The organism is Amycolatopsis ultiminotia, assembly GCF_039536925.1.
Classification (GTDB): Bacteria; Actinomycetota; Actinomycetes; order Mycobacteriales; family Pseudonocardiaceae; genus Amycolatopsis; species Amycolatopsis ultiminotia.
This window is the reverse complement of the sequence record NZ_BAAAZN010000006.1, coordinates 413966-435262: the sequence shown is the minus strand read 5'-3', so window position 1 is coordinate 435262 and position 21297 is coordinate 413966. Positions and strand designations below refer to the sequence as shown.

The 21297-nt window shown below is 71.9% G+C and carries 2 protein-coding genes; both read left to right on the top strand.

The genetic code is table 11. The features are described 5' to 3' along the window. The first annotated feature begins 4 nt into the window (after positions 1 to 4). Positions 5 to 15865 carry an SDR family NAD(P)-dependent oxidoreductase gene (locus ABD793_RS17035; RefSeq protein WP_344860950.1) on the top strand — a complete coding sequence of 5287 codons (15861 nt, stop codon included), beginning with the start codon at positions 5 to 7 and terminating at the stop codon, positions 15863 to 15865. Continuing rightward, complete coding sequence (locus ABD793_RS17030; RefSeq protein WP_344860949.1) at positions 15862 to 21204, top strand: type I polyketide synthase; 5343 nt, start codon at positions 15862 to 15864, stop codon at positions 21202 to 21204. Before ABD793_RS17035 ends, ABD793_RS17030 begins: the two co-directional genes overlap by 4 nt. Positions 21205 to 21297 lie beyond the last annotated feature (93 nt).

Sequence of the window (21297 nt, the reverse complement as noted above, 5' to 3'; positions counted from 1 at the left end):
CGCAATGCGTGACAGTGAGAAGAATCGGGAATCCGGCTTCGGTCAGCGGTTGAGTGAATTGCCGCCGGGGGACCGCGCGGCGTACCTCGCCGATCTGGTGCACCGCGCCACCCGGGCCGCGCTGCAGGCGGCGCTGCCCGAGGTGCCCGCCGTGCTGGATCCGGAGAAGGCGTTCTCCGACCACGGGTTCGACTCGCTCGCCGCGGTGGAGCTGCACGCGCAGCTGACCGACGCGACCGGCCTCGACCTGCCGGTCACGCTCGCCTTCGACCACCCGACGCCGGCCGCGGTTGCCCGGTTCCTCTACGCCGAGGTGTTCGGCGCGGAGACCGGGCACGCCGCCGCCCCGGTGGGCGGCGCGACGGACGAGCCGGTGGCGATCGTCGGTATCGGCTGCCGCTACCCGGGTGGTGCGGTGTCGCCGGATGCGTTGTGGCAGCTGGTTTCCGGGGAGGTGCACACCATCGCCGGGTTCCCCACCGACCGTGGCTGGGATCTGGAGGGCCTCTACGACCCCGATCCGGACCGGCCGGGCAGCAGCTACGCGAGCTCGGGCGGGTTCTTGCCGGGGGCGGGCGAGTTCGACGCCGGGTTCTTCGGCATCGCGCCGCGCGAGGCGTCGGCGATGGACCCGCAACAGCGGCTCGTGCTGGAGACCGCGTGGGAAGCGCTGGAACGCGCGAAGATCGATCCGGGCACCCTGCGTGGCACCCCGGGCGGGGTGTTCATCGGCGCCGAGGCACAGGAATACGGCCCGCGGTTGCACGAAGCCCCGGACGGGCTCGACGGGTACCTGCTCACCGGTAACGCGCCCAGTGTCGTTTCCGGTCGAGTCGCCTACGCGCTCGGCTTGGAGGGGCCCACGCTGACCGTCGACACGGCTTGTTCCGGTTCGCTGGTCGCGCTGCACCTCGCGGTGCAGTCGCTGCGCCGTGGGGAGACGCACCTGGCGCTTGCCGGTGGGGTGGCGGTGATGGGCGCGCCGGGCACGTTCACCGCGTTCAGCCGGCAGCGTGGCCTCGCCGAGGACGGCCGTTGCAAGGCTTTCGCGGCAGCTGCGGACGGCACCGGATTCGCCGAGGGCGTCGGCGTCCTGGTGCTGGAGCGGCTCTCCGACGCGGTGGCGAACGGACACACCGTGCTCGCCGTCGTACGTGGCTCCGCGATCAACTCCGACGGCGCCTCGAACGGGCTCACCGCACCGAACGGCCCGTCGCAGCAGCGGGTGATCAACCGTGCGCTGGCCGACGCCGGACTGGCTCCGTCCGATGTGGACGCGGTCGAGGCGCACGGCACCGGAACCCGGCTCGGCGACCCGATCGAGGCGCAGGCGCTGCTGGCCACCTACGGCCAGGGCCGTGAGACGCCGTTGCTGCTCGGTTCGATCAAGTCGAACATCGGGCACACCCAGGCCGCAGCGGGCGTTGCGGGCGTGATCAAGATGGTCGAGTCGATCCGGCACGGCGTGCTGCCCAAGACCCTGCACGTGGACGAGCCGACCCCGCACGTCGACTGGTCGGCGGGTTCGGTCGAGCTGCTCACCGAAGCCCGGGAGTGGCCGCTGCGCGAGCGTCCGCGCCGGGCCGGGGTTTCGTCGTTCGGGGTCAGCGGCACGAATGCGCACGTGATCATCGAGCAGGCGCCTGCCGCCGAGGAACCGCCACACGCCGACGCCGAACTGCCGATCGTGCCACTGGTCGTTTCGGCACGCAGTGCGGAAGCGCTCCGCGCGCAGGCGGATGCGTTGGTGTCCACTGTGGAGCAGAACGGGCTGACCGACGTCGGGTTCTCGCTCGCCACCACACGCGCCGCGCACGATCAGCGTGCGGTGGTCGTTGCCGGGAACACCGCGGACGCCGTGCGCGGCCTGCAGGCGCTTGCCGCCGGTGAACAGGATCCGAACGTCGTGCTCGGGGAACGCACTCCGGGCAAGCTCGCGATGCTCTTCACCGGTCAGGGTTCGCAGCGGCTCGCCATGGGTCGCGAGCTGTACCTGGCCTACCCGAAGTTCGCCGAGGTCTTCGACGAGGCGGTGGACCACCTCGACGTGCAGATGGAGCTTCCGCTGCGCGACGTGCTGTTCGGTGACGACGCCGAGGAGCTCGACGGCACCCAGTACGCGCAGGCCACGCTGTTCGCGGTCGAGGTCGCGCTGGCGCGGCTGCTCGAGTCGTGGGGGGTGGCCCCGGCCATCGTGCTCGGCCACTCGATCGGTGAGCTCGCTGCCGCGCACATCGCGGGTGTCTGGTCGCTGGAGGACGCCTGCCTGGTCGTCGCCGCGCGCGGCCGGCTGATGCAGGGGCTTCCCGAGGGCGGCGCGATGGTGGCCATCGCCGCGACCGAGGACGAGGTTCACCCGCTGCTGAACGAGCAGGTGAGCCTCGCCGCGGTGAACGGGCCTTCGTCGGTCGTGGTTTCCGGTGCGCGGGACGCGGTGGACGCCGTGGTGTCGGTGTTCCGGATGCAGGGCCGCAAGACCAGTGAACTGCGGGTGTCGCACGCCTTCCATTCGCCGCTGATGGAGCCGATGCTGGCCGAGTTCCGCGAGATATTGGAGGTCGTCGACTACGCGCCGCCGTCGATTCCGGTGGTGTCCAATGTGACCGGCCGGATCGCCACACCGGAAGAGCTGTGCTCGCCGGGGTACTGGCTGTGGCACGTGCGCCGCGCGGTGCGGTTCGCCGACGGCGTCGCGGCACTCGCCGAGGCCGGCGTGACGACCGCGATCGAGGTCGGCCCGGATGCTGTGCTGTCGGCGATGGCCGCGACCGGACCGCATGCGGAGACCATCGCGTTCACCGCCGCGCTCCGCCGGGACCACTCGGAGACCGGTACGCTCGCGGCCGCGCTGGGCCGGCTGCACACCCGGGGTACTGCGATCGACTGGAACGAGTTCTTCGGCCCGGCCGGCGTGCTCGATCTGCCGACTTATGCCTTCCAGCGCAAGCACTACTGGCTCACCGCGCCGTCCGGGACCGGTGCCGCCACCGGCCTCGGCCAGCTCGCTTCCGGGCATCCGCTGCTGGCCGCGGAGATCGGCCTGGCCGGCGACGACGGCCTGGTCCTCACCGGCCGTGTCGCGCTGCGCACGCACCCGTGGCTGGCCGACCACGCGATCGCCGGATCGCCGGTGCTGCCGGGCACCGCGTTCGTGGAAATGGCGCTGCACGCGGCGGCGCAGGTCGGCTTCGGCGTGGTCGACGAGCTGACCCTGCAGGCCCCGCTGACGCTGCCGGAAACCGGCGGCGTCGCGCTGCAGACCTTGGTCGGCCCGGACGTCGAGGGACGCCGGACCATCGAGTTCCACTCCCGGCCGGACCAGGACGCCGACGCGGCCTGGACCCGGCACGCCGTCGGTGTGCTGGCCGCCGGACCGGTGGTGGAGCCGGCGCGTGCCGAGTGGCCGCCGGCCGGAGCCGAGGCGGTCGCCACCGCAGAGCTGTACGGCGAACTGGCCGGACAGGGTTACGGCTACGGCCCGCTGTTCCAAGGCCTGCGCACGGCGTGGAAGCACAACGACGTGGTGTACGCCGAGGTCGCGCTGCCCGCGACGGGCCGGGACGACGCGTTCGGGGTGCACCCGGCGCTGCTCGATGCGGTGCTGCACGCTACCGACTTCGCCCCGGGCGAGACACGGGAAGCCGGTGAGCTCCGCCTGCCGTTCGCCTGGACCGGAGTGCGCCTGCACGCCACCGGCGCCACGGAGGTGCGGGTGCGGATCACGTCGCCGGCCACCGGCGGGGTGTCGATCGACATCGTGGACTCGGCGGGCGCGCCGGTGCTGTCGGTCGAGTCGTTCCGGTCGCGGCCGGTCCGCGAGACCGACCTCGGCACCCAGGCTCGCGACCTGCTGTACACAGTGGAATGGTCCCCGGTCCCGGCCGGGGGCGAGCTGCCGACGCTGGCCGCGCTCGGTTCGGTGGGCGGGATCGACGTGCCGGTGGTGGACTCGCTGGTGTCGCTGGTCGAGCCGCCGGAAGCGGTGCTGTTGCCGGTTTCGGTGCCGGGCAAGAACATCGCGGCCGCCGCGAAGCAGACCGTGCACCGCGTGCACACCGTGCTGCAGCAATGGCTGGACAGCGATCGTTACGGGTCGTCGCGTCTGGTGGTGCTGACGCAAGGGGCACTGTCCGACGCCGCCGTCCGTGGGCTGGTGCGTTCGGCCCAGTCCGAGCACCCCGGCCGGATCGTGCTGGTGGAAGGCGCCTGCACCGAGACGACGCTGGCCACCGCACTCGGCTCCGGCGAACCGGAGCTGCGCATCGAAGGTGACGCGGTGCTCGCCGGCCGGCTGGTCCGGCTGGCCGCGGAGCCTGCCGAGCCGGCCTGGCCTACCGAGGGCACGGTCTTGATCACCGGTGGCACGGGCGGGCTCGGGGCGCAGGTCGCCCGCCACCTCGTGGCCCGGCACGGCGTGCGCAGCCTGCTCCTGCTCAGCCGTCGGGGCGAGGCCGCGCCGGGCGCCGGCGAACTGGTCGAAGAGCTGGCCGGGCTGGGTGCTTCCGTGCGGGTGGTCGCCGGTGACGTGCGCAAGAAGCGTTCGCTGTCCGCCGCGTTGAAGAAGGTCCCGGCCGACCAGCCGCTGTCCGCCGTGGTGCACACCGCCGGGGTGCTCGACAACGCGATGATCGGTTCGCTCACCGCGGAGCGGCTGGACGCGGTGCTCGCGCCGAAACTGGACGCGGCCTGGGCGTTGCACGAGCTGACCGCCGGTCTCGACCTCTCCGCGTTCGTGCTGTTCTCCTCGTCGGCGGGGCTCGCCGACGGCGCCGGACAGGCGAACTACGCCGCGGGCAACACCTTCCTGGACGCACTGGCCGAGTACCGCCGCTCGGCCGGTCTGGCCGCGACATCGCTGGCCTGGGGACTCTGGGCGCCGGATGCGGGCGGGGCGCTCGGCATGGGCGCCACACTGTCCGAAGTAGACCGAAATCGGATCGCGCGGCTGGGTTTGGCGCCGCTGTCGGTTTCGGAAAGCCTGGCCGCGCTCGACGCCGCATTGGGCACCGGCGCCCCGAATGTGGTGCCGACCCGCGTCGACCGGGCCGCCCTGCGGGCCCGTGGCGAGGACGTTCCGGCGGTGCTGCGCGGGCTCGTCCCCGCGGGTCGCCGCCGCGTCGCCGCGTCGCTGCCGTCCGGTGAGCTGACGCCGGAGCAGCAGTTTGCCGGCAGTTTCGCGCACCTCGCCGAGGCCGACCGTGACCGGGCGCTGCTGGACCTGGTGCGCACGCACGTCGCGGCCGTGCTCGGCCATGACGGTGCGGACGCGATCAGTCCGGCCCGCCCGTTCGGCGAGATCGGCTTCGATTCGCTGGCCGCGGTGGAGCTGCGCAACATCCTGGACTCGGTCACCGGTATGCGGCTGCCTGCCACGCTGGTGTTCGACTACCCGACACCCCGGGCGCTGGCCGAATACCTCTCCTCGCGGCTGACCGGGCTCGCCCCGGCACCGCCGGTCGCGCCGGTCACCACCGCCGACCTGCAGGAGCCGATCGCCATCGTCGGCCTCGCCTGCCGTTACCCCGGCGGCATCGAGACGCCGGAAGACCTGTGGCGGCTTGTGGCCGATGGCGCGGAAGCACTGTCGGAGTTCCCGTCCGACCGCGGCTGGAATCTCGATGCACTCTACGATCCGGAGCAGGGCAAACCCGGCCACTCCTACGTCAAGCACGGTTCGTTCCTGCACGACGCGGCCGAGTTCGACGCCGACTTCTTCGAGATCAGCCCGCGCGAGGCGGCGGCCATGGACCCGCAGCAGCGGTTGCTGCTGGAGACGTCGTGGGAGGCCTTCGAGCGGGCCGGGATCGACCCGGTTTCGCTGCGTGGCAGTGCCACCGGAGTGTTCGCCGGCGTGATGTACCACGACTGGGGCACCCGGCTGGGCAAGGTTCCCGACGACATCGCGGGATACCTCGGCAACGGCAGCCTCGCCAGCGTCGTCTCCGGCCGGGTGTCCTACGCGCTCGGGCTGGAGGGACCGACGGTCACGGTGGACACTGCCTGCTCGTCGTCGCTGGTCGCGTTGCACTGGGCAGTCCAGGCGCTGCGTCGGGGGGAGTGCACCCTCGCGCTCGCCGGTGGCGTGACCGTGATGTCCACTCCGGACACCTTCGTCGATTTCAGCCGCCAGCGGGGACTTTCCGCGGACGGCCGGTGCAAGCCGTTCGCAGAGGCGGCCGACGGAACCGGCTGGGGTGAGGGCGTGGGCATGCTGCTCGTCGAGCGGCTCTCCGACGCGCAGCGCAACGGGCACCCGGTGCTCGCGGTACTGCGTGGCTCCGCCGTCAACCACGACGGCGCTTCCAACGGCCTCACCGCGCCGAACGGTCCGTCACAGCAGCGCGTGATCGCCAAGGCACTCGCCGACGCCGGGCTCACGTCGTCCGAAGTGGACGTAGTGGAGGGGCACGGTACCGGTACCACTCTCGGCGACCCGATCGAGGCGCAGGCCCTGCTGGCCACCTACGGGCAGGGCCGTGCGGCGGACAACCCGCTCTGGCTGGGCTCGATCAAATCCAACCTCGGCCACACCCAGGCCGCCGCCGGGGTCGCGGGCATCATCAAGATGGTCATGGCGATGCGGCACGAACAGCTGCCGCAGACGCTGCACGTCGACCGTCCGTCCACTGTGGTGGATTGGGACGCCGGTGCGGTGCAGCTGCTCACCGAGCGGCGCGAGTGGCAGGCCGAGCGGCCACGCCGGGCCGCGGTGTCTTCGTTCGGGATCAGCGGCACCAACGCGCACATCATCCTGGAGCAGGCTCCCGAGGGCACCGCCGAGCAGCCCGCGGAGACCCGGACCGTCGTCCCGGTCGCGCTGTCCGGCCGGTCCGCGGCTGCGGTGCAGGGGCAAGCAGCCCGGCTGCGTTCCTGGCTGGCCGGGCACGAGGACGTGCCGGTCGCCGAGGTGGCCCGTTCGCTCGCCGGGACCAGGTCCGCACTGGAGCACCGTGCGGTGGTGGTCGCCGAGACCACGGCCGAGCTGGCTGCCGGTCTCGATGCGCTGTCCGCCGGCGAAGCCGAGGGCGGCCAGGTCACCGACGGCAAGCTCGCGTTCCTGTTCTCCGGGCAGGGCGCGCAGCGCGTCGGGATGGGCCGTGCGCTGTACGAGAGCTATCCGGCGTTCGCGACTGCCTTCGACGCGGCGTGTGCCGCCATCGATCCGTTGCTCGACGTACCGCTGCGTGACGTCGTCTTCGGCACCACCGAGCTGGCTGACCGCGGCCTGCTGGACCAGACGCAGTACACGCAGACCGGTCTGTTCGCGGTGGAGGTCGCGTTGTTCCGGCTCGCCGAGTCGTGGGGCATCACGCCGCATGCGCTGGCCGGGCACTCGATCGGCGAGCTGGCCGCAGCGCACGTCGCGGGCGTCCTGTCGCTTGCGGACGCGGCGAAGCTGGTCGCCGCTCGTGGCCGGCTGATGGGCTCGCTCACCGAACGGCGGGGCGCGATGGTCGCGATCTCCGCTCCCGAGGACGTCGTGCGTGAACTGCTGCGCGGGCACGAGGACGACGTCAGCATTGCCGCGGTGAACGGCCCGGCCGCGGTCGTGGTTTCCGGCGGGGCGGACGCGATCAGTGACATCGAACGAGCGGCCGAGGGCGTGCAGACCCGGCGGCTGCGGGTGAGCCACGCCTTCCACTCGCCGCTGATGACGCCGATGCTCGCGGAATTCCGCGAGGTTGCCGCAGGACTCACCTATGCGGCACCGAAGATCCCGATCGTTTCCACGGTCACCGGACTGCAGGCCACCGACGAGGAGCTGCGTTCGCCGGAGTACTGGGTCACCCACGTCCGCGAGGCGGTGCGCTTCGGTGCGGCGGTCACCGCGCTGGCCGAGAGCGGCGTGCGGACGTTCCTGGAGATCGGGCCGGACAGCGTGCTGTCCGCGCTCGGCCCGCAGAACACCGCCGAGGACATCGAGTTCGTCCCGTTTGGCCGGCGAGACCAGGACGAGGTGCGCACCGCGCTCGCCGCGGTCGGCCGGCTGCACATCCGCGGCGCGGCAAAGCTCGGCCCGGTGCTCGGTGACGGCCCGATCCGGCTCGACCTGCCGACGTATGCGTTCCAGCACAAGCGTTACTGGCTGGACGCCACGCCGTCCGGTGACGTGAGCGCGGTCGGCCAGCAGCCACTGTCGCATCCGATGCTCGGCGCGGTGCTGGCACTGTCCGGTTCGGACACCACTGTGCTCACCGGACGGTTGTCGGCCGGTTCGGTGCCGTGGGTGGCCGACCATGTGGTGAAGGGCGCGATCCTGGTGCCTGGCACCGGATTCGTGGAACTGGCCGTCGCAGCGGGTGACCAGGTTGGACATCCGGTGGTGGAAGAGCTGACGCTGCAGGCGCCGCTCGTGCTGCCGCCGGACGGCGCGGTCGCGCTGCAGGTCGTGGTCGGTCCGGCTGCCGGCGACCGTCGTCCGGTCACGGTTTTCTCCCGTCCGGCGAACGCTCCGGTGGACGGTGCGTGGACCCAGCACGCGCTGGGCACGCTTTCCACCGCGGCGCGTCCGGAACCGGCGGGGCTGACCGAATGGCCGCCGCCGGGTGCCGCCCCGATCCCGGTCGAGGGTGCCTACGAGCGGCTCGGCGAACGCGGCTACGGCTACGGCCCGGCGTTCCGGGGCCTCAAGGCCGCCTGGCGCCGTGGCAACGAGGTGTTCGCCGAGGTGGCACTGCCGGAACCGGCCGCGTCGACCGCGGGCGCCTACGGTCTGCACCCGGCGCTGCTGGACACCGCGATGCACGCGGATCTGCTCGGTGACCCGGACGGTTCGACGCTGCTGCCGTTCGTCTGGAACGGCGTGACCCTGCACGCGGTCGGTGCTTCGGTGCTGCGGGTACGGATCGTGCGGCTGGACGGTGACGAGCTGTCCGCCATCGAGGTCGCCGACAGCGAGGGGCACCCCGTGGCGTCGGTCGAATCACTGGTGTCGCGCCCGGTGCGGGCCGAGCTTTCCGCGCCGCCCGCCGATCCGGTCGCCGGTTCGCTGCTCAAGATCGGCTGGCAGCCGGTACCGGTGCCGGCCGCGGAGGCGGGCGAGGTCGTCGCGGTCGGTCGTGGCCGGATCGGCGTTGCCGCCACCTACGGCGGGTTCGCCGACCTGATCGCCGCGGTGGACCGGGGCGAGCCGGTGCCAGGGGTCGTCACGCTGTCCGCGCCGGGACAGCACGGCGAGGTTCCCGAGGTGGCTCGCGGCAAGGCGGCCTGGCTGCTCGCCGAGATCCAGGCATGGCTGGCCGAACCGCGGTTCGCGGGCACCAAGCTCGCGGTCGTCACCGACGACGCTGCCCCGATTGACTCCACTGTGGACGTCAGCCAGGGTGCTTTGTGGGGCTTGGCCCGCGCAGCGCAGGCAGAGCACCCCGGCCGGATCTTCCTGGTGGACGCCGACATCGACACCTCGGTGGACACGATCGCCGCAGTACTCGCCTCGGCCGAGCCGGAAGCCGCGATCCGCAAGGGTTCGGTGCTGGTGCCGCGGTACGTGCGCACCGAGGCATCCGCCGGTGCACCGTGGGGTTCCGGCACGGTGTTGATCACCGGCGGTACCGGCGGGCTCGGCAGTCTGCTCGCGCGGTACCTGGTCGCCGAGCACGGCGTGGCGCGGCTGGTCCTCACCAGCCGCCGGGGCAGCGACGCTCCCGGCGCGCAGCAGCTGGCCGAAGAGCTGGCCGATCTCGGTGCCACGGTGACCATCGAGGCCTGCGACGTCACCGACCGGACGGCGGTCGAGCAGCTCGTCGGCTCGCTGTCCGACCTCAGTGCAGTGGTGCACGCGGCGGGCACCGCGGACAGCGGCGTCTTCGATTCGCTCACCGCGGACCAGCTGGATTCCGTGCTGCGGCCGAAGGTCGACGCGGCCTGGCATCTGCACGAGCTGACCGCGGACCGGAACCTGTCGGCGTTCGTGCTGTTCTCCTCGGCCGGCGGTCAGGTGCTGCCTGCCGGTCAGGCGAACTACGCGGCGGCCAACGCGTTCCTGGACGCGCTCGCCGAGCACCGCCGGTCCGCCGGGCTTCCGGCGACCGCGCTCGCCTGGGGCCTGTGGGCGGAGAACACCGGCCTCGGCGGGGACCTCGCCGAAGCCGATCTCGCCAGGATGGCCCGGCTGGGTCTGCCCGCGGTGACCGGAGAACAGGGTCTCGCGCTGTTCGACCAGGCAGTGTCCACTGCGGACGCAGTGATCGCTCCGCTCCGGATCGACGTTGCCGCACTCCGTGCCCGCACCGACGAACTGCCCGCGTTGCTGCGCGGCTTCGTGCCGCCGAAGGCCCGGCGGGTGGCGAAGGCAGCCAGGGCTGCCGACGACAACGCGCTGGCCGCCGAGCTGGCCGCACTGGGCGAGAGCGAACGGGACCGGGTACTGCTTGATCTCGTGCGCACCCAGGTGGCGACCGTGCTCGGCTACCCGGACAGGTCCGAAGTGGACGGCACACGGGCGTTCAAGGAGCTGGGCTTCGACTCGCTGGCCGCGGTCGAGCTGCGCAACCTGCTCGGTACGGCCACCGGGCTTTCCCTGCCCGCGACGCTCATCTTCGACCACCCGACCGCGAAGGCGGTGGCGGACTTCGTGCAGGGCAAGCTGCTCGGTGCGGTCACGAAGACCCCGGCCACCACGGCGCGGACGAACGTTTCGATGCAGGAGCCGATCGCGATCGTCGGCATGGCCTGCCGTTACCCCGGTGGCGTGCGGTCGCCGGAGGATCTGTGGCAGCTGCTGGTGGACGAGGTCGACGCGGTGAGCGGGTTCCCGACCAACCGCGGCTGGGACGTCGAGGGCATCTACGATCCGGAACGGGGCAAACGCGGCAAGACCTACGCCAACGAGGGTGGGTTCCTGCACGATGCCGCCGAGTTCGACCCGGCGTTCTTCGGCATCGGCCCGCGCGAGGCGATGGCCATGGACCCGCAGCAGCGGCTCCTGCTGGAGACCGCGTGGGAGGCCATCGAACGGTCCGGGATCGACCCGAGCTCCCTGCGCGGCAGCCTGACCGGCGTTTTCACCGGCGCGATGTACGACGACTACGGCAGCCGGGCACCCGGTGCACCGGCCGACGTCGCCGCCTACATCCCGAACGGCAGTTCGGGTGCGGTCGTCTCCGGCCGGATCTCCTACCTGCTCGGGCTGGAGGGGCCGTGCATGACGGTGGACACCGCGTGCTCGTCCTCGCTGGTCACGCTGCACCTCGCGGTGCAGGCGCTGCGGGCCGGGGAATGCGGGCTGGCGCTGGCAGGCGGCGTGACCGTGCTTTCCCAGTCGGACCTGTTCGTGGATTCCAGCCGGCAGGGCGTGCTTTCGCCGAACGGGCGGTCCAAATCCTTCTCGGCCGCCTCGGACGGCGTCGGCTGGGCCGAGGGCGCGGGCCTGTTGCTGCTGGAACGGCTCTCCGACGCCCAGCGCAACGGGCACGAGGTGCTGGCCGTGGTCCGTTCGAGCGCGGTGAACCAGGACGGGGCGTCCAACGGCCTCACCGCGCCGAACGGTCCGTCGCAGGAACGGGTCATCCATGCCGCACTGGCCGCCGGTGGGCTCCTTCCCTCCGATGTGGACGCGGTGGAGGCGCACGGATCGGGCACCAAGCTGGGTGACCCGATCGAGGCGCAGGCACTGCTGGCCACTTACGGGCAGGACCGGGACCGCCCGCTGTACCTGGGTTCGGTGAAGTCGAACATCGGGCACGCGCAGGCCTCCGGCGGTGCCGCCGGCGTGATGAAGGTGGTGCAGGCGCTGCGGCACAACGTGTTGCCGAAGACCTTGCACGTGGACGCACCGTCGCGGGTCGTCGACTGGACCACCGGTGAGATCGAACTGCTGACCGAGGCCAGGCCGTGGCTGCCGAACGGGCACCCGCGCCGGGCGGGCGTCTCGTCCTTCGGCATCAGCGGCACGAACGCGCACATCATCATCGAAGAGGCGCCGCCTGCCCCGGCCGAGGACAACCGGCGGACCGCACCTGCGCTGCCGGTGGTTCCGCTGCCGTTGGCGGGTTCGGTGGGCCAGGCACTCGCCGACCAGGCCGCACGGCTGGCCGCGCACCTGCGGGCCAAGCCGGAGCTGGACCTGACCGACGTCGGCTACTCGCTGGCCACCGGACGTGCGGCGCTCGACCACCGTGCGGTGGTGCTGGCCGCCGACCGTGAAGCCGCGCTGAAGGCGCTCGACGGGCTGGCCGAGGGCCGTACCCCGGCGGGCACGGTGACCGGCACGAAGAGCGCGGCCGACCTGACCGCGTTCCTGTTCACCGGTCAAGGCGCGCAGCAGCCGGGGATGGGCCGTGAGCTGTATGCCGCCTTCCCCACCTTCGCCGGTGCCTTCGACGAGATCTGCGGGCTCTTCGACGCGGAACTCGAGGTGCCGCTCAAGCAGGTCATCTGGGCGGAGAAGGGTTCGGACGACGGACAACTGCTCAACCAGACCGCTTACACGCAGTGCGCGCTGTTCGCCATCGAGGTCGCGCTGTACCGGCTGGTGGAGTCCTGGGGCCTCGCGCCGGACTACGTCGCCGGACACTCGATCGGTGAGCTGGCCGCGGCGCACGTCGCCGGGGTCTTCCCGCTGGCCGACGCCTGTGCCCTGGTCGCCGCCCGTGGCCGGCTCATGCAGGCGCTGCCGTCCGGCGGGACGATGGCCGCGATCGCGGCCACCGAAGCGCAGGTACGTGACGCGCTGCCGGCCGGGGTGGACATCGCGGCGGTCAACGGCCCGCGGTCGGTGGTCATCTCCGGTCCGCAGGATTCGGTGCGGGCGGCGATGGCGGGCTTCTCCGAGGCCGGCCACCGGACCAAGCAGCTGGTCGTCTCGCATGCGTTCCACTCCTCGCTGATGGAGCCGATGCTGGCCGAATTCGCCACGGTGGCGCGGACGCTGGACTACTCGGCCCCGTCGATCCCGGTGGTGTCCAATGTGACCGGACGGATCGCGACCGCCGCCGAACTGTGCTCGCCGCAGTACTGGGTCGGCCACGTGCGGGAAGCGGTGCGGTTCGCCGACGGCGTCGGCTCGCTGCTCGCCGCAGGTGTGACGCGGTTCGTGGAGCTGGGCCCGGACGCGGTGCTGACCGGTATGGCCAGGGAATGCGACACCGCGGTCGCCGACCGGCCGGACCGGGTGGTGCAGGTACCGGCGATGCGCCGGGGCCGGGCCGAAGTGCCGACGGTGTTCAGCACACTGGCCACGCTGTACGCACGCGGTGCGAAGGCCGACTGGCGGGCGCTGTTCTCCGGCCAGGGTGCGTCCATAGTGGATCTCCCGACCTACGCTTTCCAGAACAAGTCCTACTGGCTCGAGGCCACGAAACGCGGTGGCGACGTCACCTCGCTCGGTGCCCGGTCCGCCGCGCACCCGCTGCTGGGTGCGTTGGTGGAGCTTCCCGACGGTGGCGCGGTGCTCACCGGACGGCTCTCCACCGCGACGCAGCCGTGGCTGGCCGATCACGTGGTCATGGGCCGCACCATGCTGCCCGGAACCGCATATGTCGAACTCGCGATGCACGCCGGTGACCAGGTCGGTTGCCACGTGCTGGAGGAACTGACCCAGCAGGCGCCGCTGTTGCTGCCCGAGGGCGGCGTCGACCTGCGGGTGGTCCTCAGCGCGCCGGACGCGAGCGGCCGCCGTGAGCTGTCGGTGCACTCGCGTGCCGAGGCGGGCTGGATCCGGCATGCTGCGGGCACGCTGACCACCGGCACACCGCAGCCGGCCGCCGCCGGGCTGACCGAGTGGCCGCCGTCCGGGGCCGAGGCGGTGGATCTGACCGGTCTGTACGACGATCTGTCCGGGCTCGGGTTCGGCTACGGTCCGACCTTCCGCAACCTGCGGGCGGTGTGGCTGCGCGACGGCGAGGTGTTCGCCGAAGTCGCGTTGCCCGACGGCGCTGCGGCGAACGAGTTCGGACTGCACCCGGGGCTGCTCGATTCGGCTCTGGGCGCGACGGACTTCCTGGTGCCGGGCGGGCCGAAGGCACTGACCGAGACGACCATCCCGTTTGCCTGGAACGGCGTCGAACTGCACGCCACCGGTACCGCCGCGCTGCGGGTGCGGGTGCGCAAGACGGACAACGGTTCGGAGCTGTCCCTCTCCGACGTTGCCGGTACTCCGGTCGCCCGGATTGCTTCGCTGGTCACCAGGCCGGTCTCGGAAGGACAGCTCGGCACGAAGGTGCCGGACTCGCTGTACCGGATCGACTGGCAGCCGGCGTCCGGCGTACGGCTGGTTCCTTCGCTGGCGGGCTGGGCCGTGCTCGGCGCGGACGATCTCGGTCTCGGCGTTCCGGTGCACGACGAACCGGTTTCGGCCGACGTCCTGGTCCTGCCGGTGGTTTCCGCGGCAGGCGAGGTGCCTGCCCGGGTGCACGCGACGGTGCAGGAAACGTTGTCGCGCTTGCAGAATTGGCTCGGTACGGCGGACGGGAAGCTGCTGGTGCTCACCCGTGGCGCGGTGGCGACCGCGGAACCGGACCTGGCGCAGGCGCCGGTCTGGGGCCTGGTGCGCGCGGCGCAGGCCGAGCACCCGGGCCGGATCCAGATCGTCGATCTCGACGACGCTGCCGAGTCGGCACGAGCGCTGCCCGCGGTGGTGGCCGCCGGCGAGCCGGAGGCGGTCGTCCGGCGCGGTGAGGTCCGCGTGCCCCGGCTCGCCCGGGTCACGGAAGTCGGCGAAGCGCTCGAATGGGATCCGGACGGCACGGTGCTGATCACCGGCGGCGCCGGCTTGCTCGGCGGCCTGCTGGCCCGGCACCTGGTCGCCCGCGGTGCTCGTGACCTGGTGCTCACGAGCCGGAAGGGCCTCGACGCACCGGGTGCCAAGGAGCTCGCCGACGAGCTGGCCGAACAGGGTGCGAAGGTGACCGTCGCCGCGTGCGAGGTCACCGACCGGGCCGAGCTCGCCCAGCTGCTCGACACGCTGCCGCGGCTGACCGCCGTGGTGCACGCAGCAGGCCAGATGGACAGCGCGGTACTGAACGCGCTCACTCCGGAGCAGGTCGAGACCGTGCTGCGGCCGAAGGTCGACGCGGCCTGGCACCTGCACGAGCTGACCGCAGAACGTGACCTCGCGGCGTTCGTCCTCTACTCCTCGGCCGGCGGTCTGCTGCTCGCTGCCGGTCAGGCGAACTACGCGGCAGGCAATGTGTTCCTCGATGCGCTGGCGGAGTTCCGCGCGGCCCGCGGCCTTCCGGCGACGGCACTGGCCTGGGGCCCGTGGGAAGGCACCGACGGCGAGGTGGATCTGGCGCACATCGCCCGGTCCGGCGTTGCGGAGCTGCCCGCGGACGAGGGCCTGGAGCTGTTCGACGCCGCGCTGGCGGCCGGGGCACCGGCGCTGGTTCCGGTGCGGCTGACCGGCCTCGAGGAAGCCGACCGGATGGCCCCGCTGCTGCGGGGCCTGGTCACCACGGCACCTCGCCGGAACGCCGGCGCGCCGGCGGCTGCCCCGGAGACCGGATTCGCGGACAAGCTCGCCACCCTCCCGCGGGACGAGCACGACACGGCGGCGCTGGAGCTGGTGTGCGAGCACGCGGCGGCGGTGCTCGGCTACGACGATCCGTCCGCGGTCGGGCCGGAGAAGGGCTTCACCGATCTCGGCATCGACTCGCTCGCCGCTCTCGAGCTGCGCAACCGGCTCGGCGCCGCGACCGGGCTGCGCTTGCCGGCCACGGTGATCTTCGACTACCCGAGTCCGCTCCCGCTGGCCAGGCACCTGCTGGCGGAGCTGGCTCCGGAACCGGAGGAGACGCCGGCCGCGCGGAACGGCACCGACGGCAGCACCGACGAAGCCGCGTCCGCGGTCGCGGCGATGGACCTGGCCGACCTGGTCCGCTCGGCGATGGGCGGCACCGGCACTGACGAACGGGGTGAGTCCCAGTGACCGAAGCGCCTTCGACCGAGCAGATCGTGGCCGCGTTGCGGCAGTCCATGACGGACAACGAACGGCTTCGGGAGGACAACCGGCGCCTCGCCGCGCAGCAGCACGAGCCGATCGCGGTGATCGGCATGGGCTGCCGCTATCCCGGCGGGGTGCGCACCCCGGCGCAGCTGTGGGATCTGGTCGCCGGGGGAGCCGACGCGATCGGCGAGTTCCCGGCCGACCGCGGCTGGGACGTCGGCGCGGTTTTCGACCCCACCGGCACCCGGCCCGGTACGTCCTATTCGAACGAAGGTGGTTTCCTTTACGACGCCGCCGATTTCGAGCCGGAGTTCTTCGGCATCTCGCCACGGGAAGCCCGCACGCTGGACCCGCAGCAACGGCTGCTGCTGGAAACCGCGTGGGAGGCCGTGGAGCGTGCCGGGATCGTGCCGTCGACCTTGCGGGGCAGCAGCACCGGGGTGTTCGCCGGGGTGATGTATCACGATTACGGTGCGGGCAGCAGCGATGGCAGCCTGATCTCCGGACGGGTTTCCTACACCCTCGGCCTCGAAGGCCCGTCGGTGTCGGTCGACACGGCGTGTTCGTCCTCTTTGGTCGCGATGCACCAGGCGGCACAAGCACTGCGGCGTGGTGAGTGTTCGCTGGCCCTCGCCGGTGGGGTGACCGTGATGGTCACGCCGGACATGTTCGTGTACTTCAGCGAGCAGCACGGGCTTTCCTCCGATGGGCGCTGCAAGGCGTTCGGCAGCGGCGCGGACGGCGTCGGCTGTTCGGAGGGCGCGGGAATGCTGTTGCTGGAAAAGCTTTCCGACGCTCGCCGCAACGGGCACCACGTGCTGGCCGTACTGCGTGGCAGCGCGGTCAACTCGGACGGTGCCTCCAGCGGCATCACCGTGCCCAACGGTCCCGCCCAACAGCGGGTGATCCGGGCGGCGCTGGCCGACGCGGAACTCGACCTGTCCGATGTGGACGCGGTGGAGGCGCACGGAACCGGCACGAAACTGGGCGACCCGATCGAAGCGCAGGCACTGATCGCCACCTACGGCAAGGCCGCCACGCCCGAGCGGCCGCTGTACGTCGGTTCGTTCAAGTCGAACGTCGGGCACACCCAGGCCGCGGCCGGGGTCGGTGGCGTGATCAAGATGGTGGAAGCACTGCGGCGCGGCGTGCTGCCTCCGACGTTGCACGCGGACGAACCGTCGCCACACGTGGACTGGGCGGACGGCACGGTCGCGCTGCTGCGTGCGGAGCAGCCGTGGCCGGATGCCGGACGTCCACGGCGGGCCGGGGTTTCGTCCTTCGGGATCAGCGGGACCAACGCACACGTGATCCTGGAGCAGGGCGACCCGGTGCCGGAGCCATCGGCGGACGCGTCGCCGGTGACCTGGTTGCTGTCGGCGTCCTCTCCGGAGGCGGTGCGGGCGCAGGCGGGGCGGTTCGCGGAGTTCGCCGGATCGGCCGTCGCCTCGACGGCCGATCTGGGGCTTTCGCTGGCCGGCACCCGGACGTTCGCCGAGTATCGGGCCGGAGTCGTTGCTGCGGACCGGGATTCTGCGATGCGGGCGTTGGCCGAGTACGCCGCCGGGCGCACCCCGGCGGGAGTGGTCGAAGGCGTGGCCGAACCGGGCCGGGTGGCTTTCCTCTTCACCGGACAGGGCGCGCAGCGCGCCGGGATGGGGCTGGCGCTGGCGGCGGCGTTCCCCGCCTTCGCCGAGGCGCTCGACGAGGTGGCCGCCGAACTCGACCGGCATCTGGACGTGCCGCTGCGTGAGCTGCTTGCCGACGCGCAGCGGCTGGACGAGACCGGGTACACCCAGCCTGCGTTGTTCGCGGTCGAGGTCGCGGTGTTCCGGTTGCTCGAGTCGTGGGGAGTCCGTCCGTCGCACCTGCTGGGGCATTCGATCGGGGAACTCGCCGCGGCACACGTGGCGGGAGTTCTTTCGCCGGCCGACGCGTGCACGCTGGTCTCCGCCAGGGCACGGCTGATGCAGGCGCTGCCGTCCGGTGGCGCGATGGTGGCCGTGCAGGCGCGCGAGGACGAGGTGCGACCGCTGCTCACCGACGGCGTCGCCGTCGCGGCAGTCAACGGGCCGGATTCGGTGGTGCTCTCCGGGATCGAGGACGAAGTGCTTGCCGTGGCCGGGAAGTTCTCCCGGACCTCGCGGCTGCAGGTCTCCCACGCCTTCCACTCGCCGCTGATGGAGCCGATGCTCGAGGAGTTCGCGGCGGTTGCCCGGACGTTGACCTACTCCGCGCCTTCGGTACCGATTGTGTCCACAGTGGAGACAGGTGCGGATCTGGCCACGCCGGAGTACTGGGTGCGTCAGGTACGTGCTGCGGTGCGTTTTGCCGATGGCGTTCGCGCGGTGCTCGACGATGGCGTGCGCAGCTTCGTGGAGGTCGGCCCGAGTGCGGTGCTCACCGCAATGGGACAGAGCTGCCTCGGCTCGGATGACCGGGCCACGTTCGTTCCCGTGCTGCGCAAGGATCGGCCTGAGGACGAGTCGGCGGCGAGCGCGGTGGCGACGCTCTTCACGCTCGGCGCCACTGTGGACTATCCGGCGTTCTACTCCGGTGCGCATGTGGTGGAGTTGCCGACGTATGCCTTCCAGCGCAGCCGCTATTGGCTCGACAACCCGACCGGTGCCCGTGTTCGTGGGGTCGCCGAGGCGGGGCAACGCGAGGCGGCGCATCCGCTGCTGGGAGCCGTCGTGGTCACGGCGGATTCCGGTGCGGCGGTGCTCACCGGCCGGCTCTCGTTGAGCGCCCAGCCGTGGCTGGCCGACCATGTGGTGCAGGGAGCCGCGCTGTTCCCGGGCACCGCATTTGTGGAGCTGGCGGTGCGGGCCGGGGACGAGGTCGGCTGTGCGCACCTGGATGAACTCACCCTGGCCGCGCCGTTGGTCCTGCCGGAAGGCGGTTCGGCGCGGCTGCAGGTGACGGTCGGTGCGGAGCAGGACGACGGCAGCCGGGCGCTGGGCATCTACTCCCAGATCGAGGGTGACCAGGAGTGGGTGCAGCACGGCAACGGCCGGCTTTCGCCGGCGGCCGCTGTTCCGGCGGCTGCTGTTCCGGCGGCTGCGGCGGAATGGCCGCCTGCCGGCGCGACCGAGCTCGACGTGACCGATCGGTACGACCAGCTTGCCGCACAGGGCTTCGACTACGGTCCGGTGTTCGCCGGGCTGCGCCGGGTTTGGCAGGCCGGTGAGGTGCTGGCCGCCGAGGTCGCGCTGCCGGACCACGCCGATGCCGGTGCGTTCGGGCTGCATCCCGCGTTGCTCGACGCGGCGTTGCACACCATCGGGCTGGCCGGGCCGACCGAGGACAAGCCGGTGCTGCCGTTCGCCTGGTCCGGCGTCTCGCTGCACGCCAGTGGTGCGGCGAACCTGCGGGTGCTGATCTCGTCGGAGGTGGCGAACACCGTTTCGCTGACCGCGACCGATCCGGCGGGTGCGCCGGTGCTGAGCGTCGAATCCCTGGCGCTGCGGCCGATCGCGGACGATGCTTTTGCCGCGAAGGCCCGTTCGGCCGTCGATGATTCGCTGTTCCGGGTCGAATGGCTGCCCTGGCAGGGTGCGGACGTCACCGGCGTCACGGCCGCGGTGCTGGGCACCGACGTGTTCGGCTTCGGCGGTGAGGCTCACCAGGACCTCGATGCGTTGATCGCGGCGATTCGTGCCGGCGCGGCGGTACCGGACGTGGTGTATGTCCCGTTCGCCGCACCGGAATCGGCCACGCCACAGGGTGCGCGCGAGGCTGCGCACCGGCTTCTCGCGCTGGCGCAGGCTTGGGTCGGTGAGGATGTGCTGGCTGCTTCTCGCCTGGTGGTCGTTGCCTCCGGCGCGATCGCGACCCGCCCCGAGGAAGGCGCGGACGACCTGACGCACGCCGCGCTGTGGGGCGTGCTCCGCACGGCGCAGCTGGAGTATCCGGAGCGGTTCATGGTCGTGGACGTGGACGGCGGGCCGGTGCCGGTGGGTGCCGTGCTCGGCGCGATGTACGCGGACGAACCGGGAGTTGCCGTCCGGGACGGCGCGGTGCTGGTGCACCGGCTGGTGAAGTTCACCCCGGAGCCGGTCACCGCGTCGCTCGACCCGGACGGAACCGTCCTGGTCACCGGCGGTACCGGGGTTTTGGGCCGGCTGATCGCCCGGCACCTGGTGACCGAGCGCGGTGTGCGGCACCTGCTCGTGACGAGCCGCCGGGGACCTGCCGCGCCCGGTGCTGCCGAGTTCGTCGCCTCGCTGGAAGAGCTGGGTGCGACGGTTTCGCTGGAGGCGTGCGACCTCGCCGAGCGGGACGCCGTTGCCGGACTGCTGGCCGGCGTTCCCGCCGAACACCCGTTGACCGCGGTGATCCACACCGCCGGGGTGGTGGACGACGGGGTGCTGCTGTCGTTGACCCCGGAGCGGATGGACACCGTGTTGCGGCCGAAGGTGGACGCGGCCTGGCATCTGCACGAGCTGACCGCGTCGATGGACCTGGCGGCGTTCGTCCTGTATTCGTCGGCAGGCGGCACCTTGGGCGCGGCCGGGCAGGCGAACTACTCGGCGGGGAACGTGTTCCTCGACGCGCTGGCGCACCACCGCGCCGCGGCCGGGCTGCCCGCGGTGTCATTGGCGTGGGGCCTGTGGTCCGAGGGCGGGATGTCCGGTGAACTGGCCGACACCGACCTCATCCGGATGGCGCGCTCGGGTGTGTTCGGACTGTCCTTTGCCGACGGTCTGGAGCTGTTCGACGCCACGTTCGGGACGACGCAGCCCGCACTGGTGCCAGTGCGGCTGGACATGTCCGGGTTGCGAGCGGACGCGCACAGCGTGCCCGCGATGCTGCGCGGACTGGTGCGGGGTGGCAGGCGGCGAGCCGAGACGACGGACGACTCCTGGGCCCGCGTCATGGCACTCGCCGGCGCGGAGCGGTTGCGAGCCGCGGTGGATCTCGTGTGCAGTACCGCCGCGGTGGTGCTCGGTCACGAGCGTGCGGATGCGGTCGATCCACGTAAAGGGTTCATCGAACTGGGCTTCGACTCACTGACCGCGATCGAGCTGCGGAACCGGCTGGACACGGTGACCGGGATGCGGTTGCCGGCCACGGTGATCTTCGACTATCCGTCGGTACAGGTGCTCGCGGAGCACCTCGTGGCGGAGGGACCATCGCCGGTGGAGGCGCACCTGGCCGCGCTGGAGGAGGCGCTGCGGGCGCTGCAGCCGGCGGAGCTGAACGGCGTACTGGCGCGGTTGAAGGCGATGACAGCAGGACTGACCCCGGACGAGGATGTCGCCGAGGCCAGTGCCGATGAGCTGTTCGCCTTGCTGGACGAGGAGCTGGAGGCCCGCTGAAACCGGCAGCCCCATTCCGGCCGGCCACGCCGGACCGTTCGGGCTAGGGGACGTCGCGTAATCTGGTGTGGGTCGGTTGGGTGTGTTGGTCAT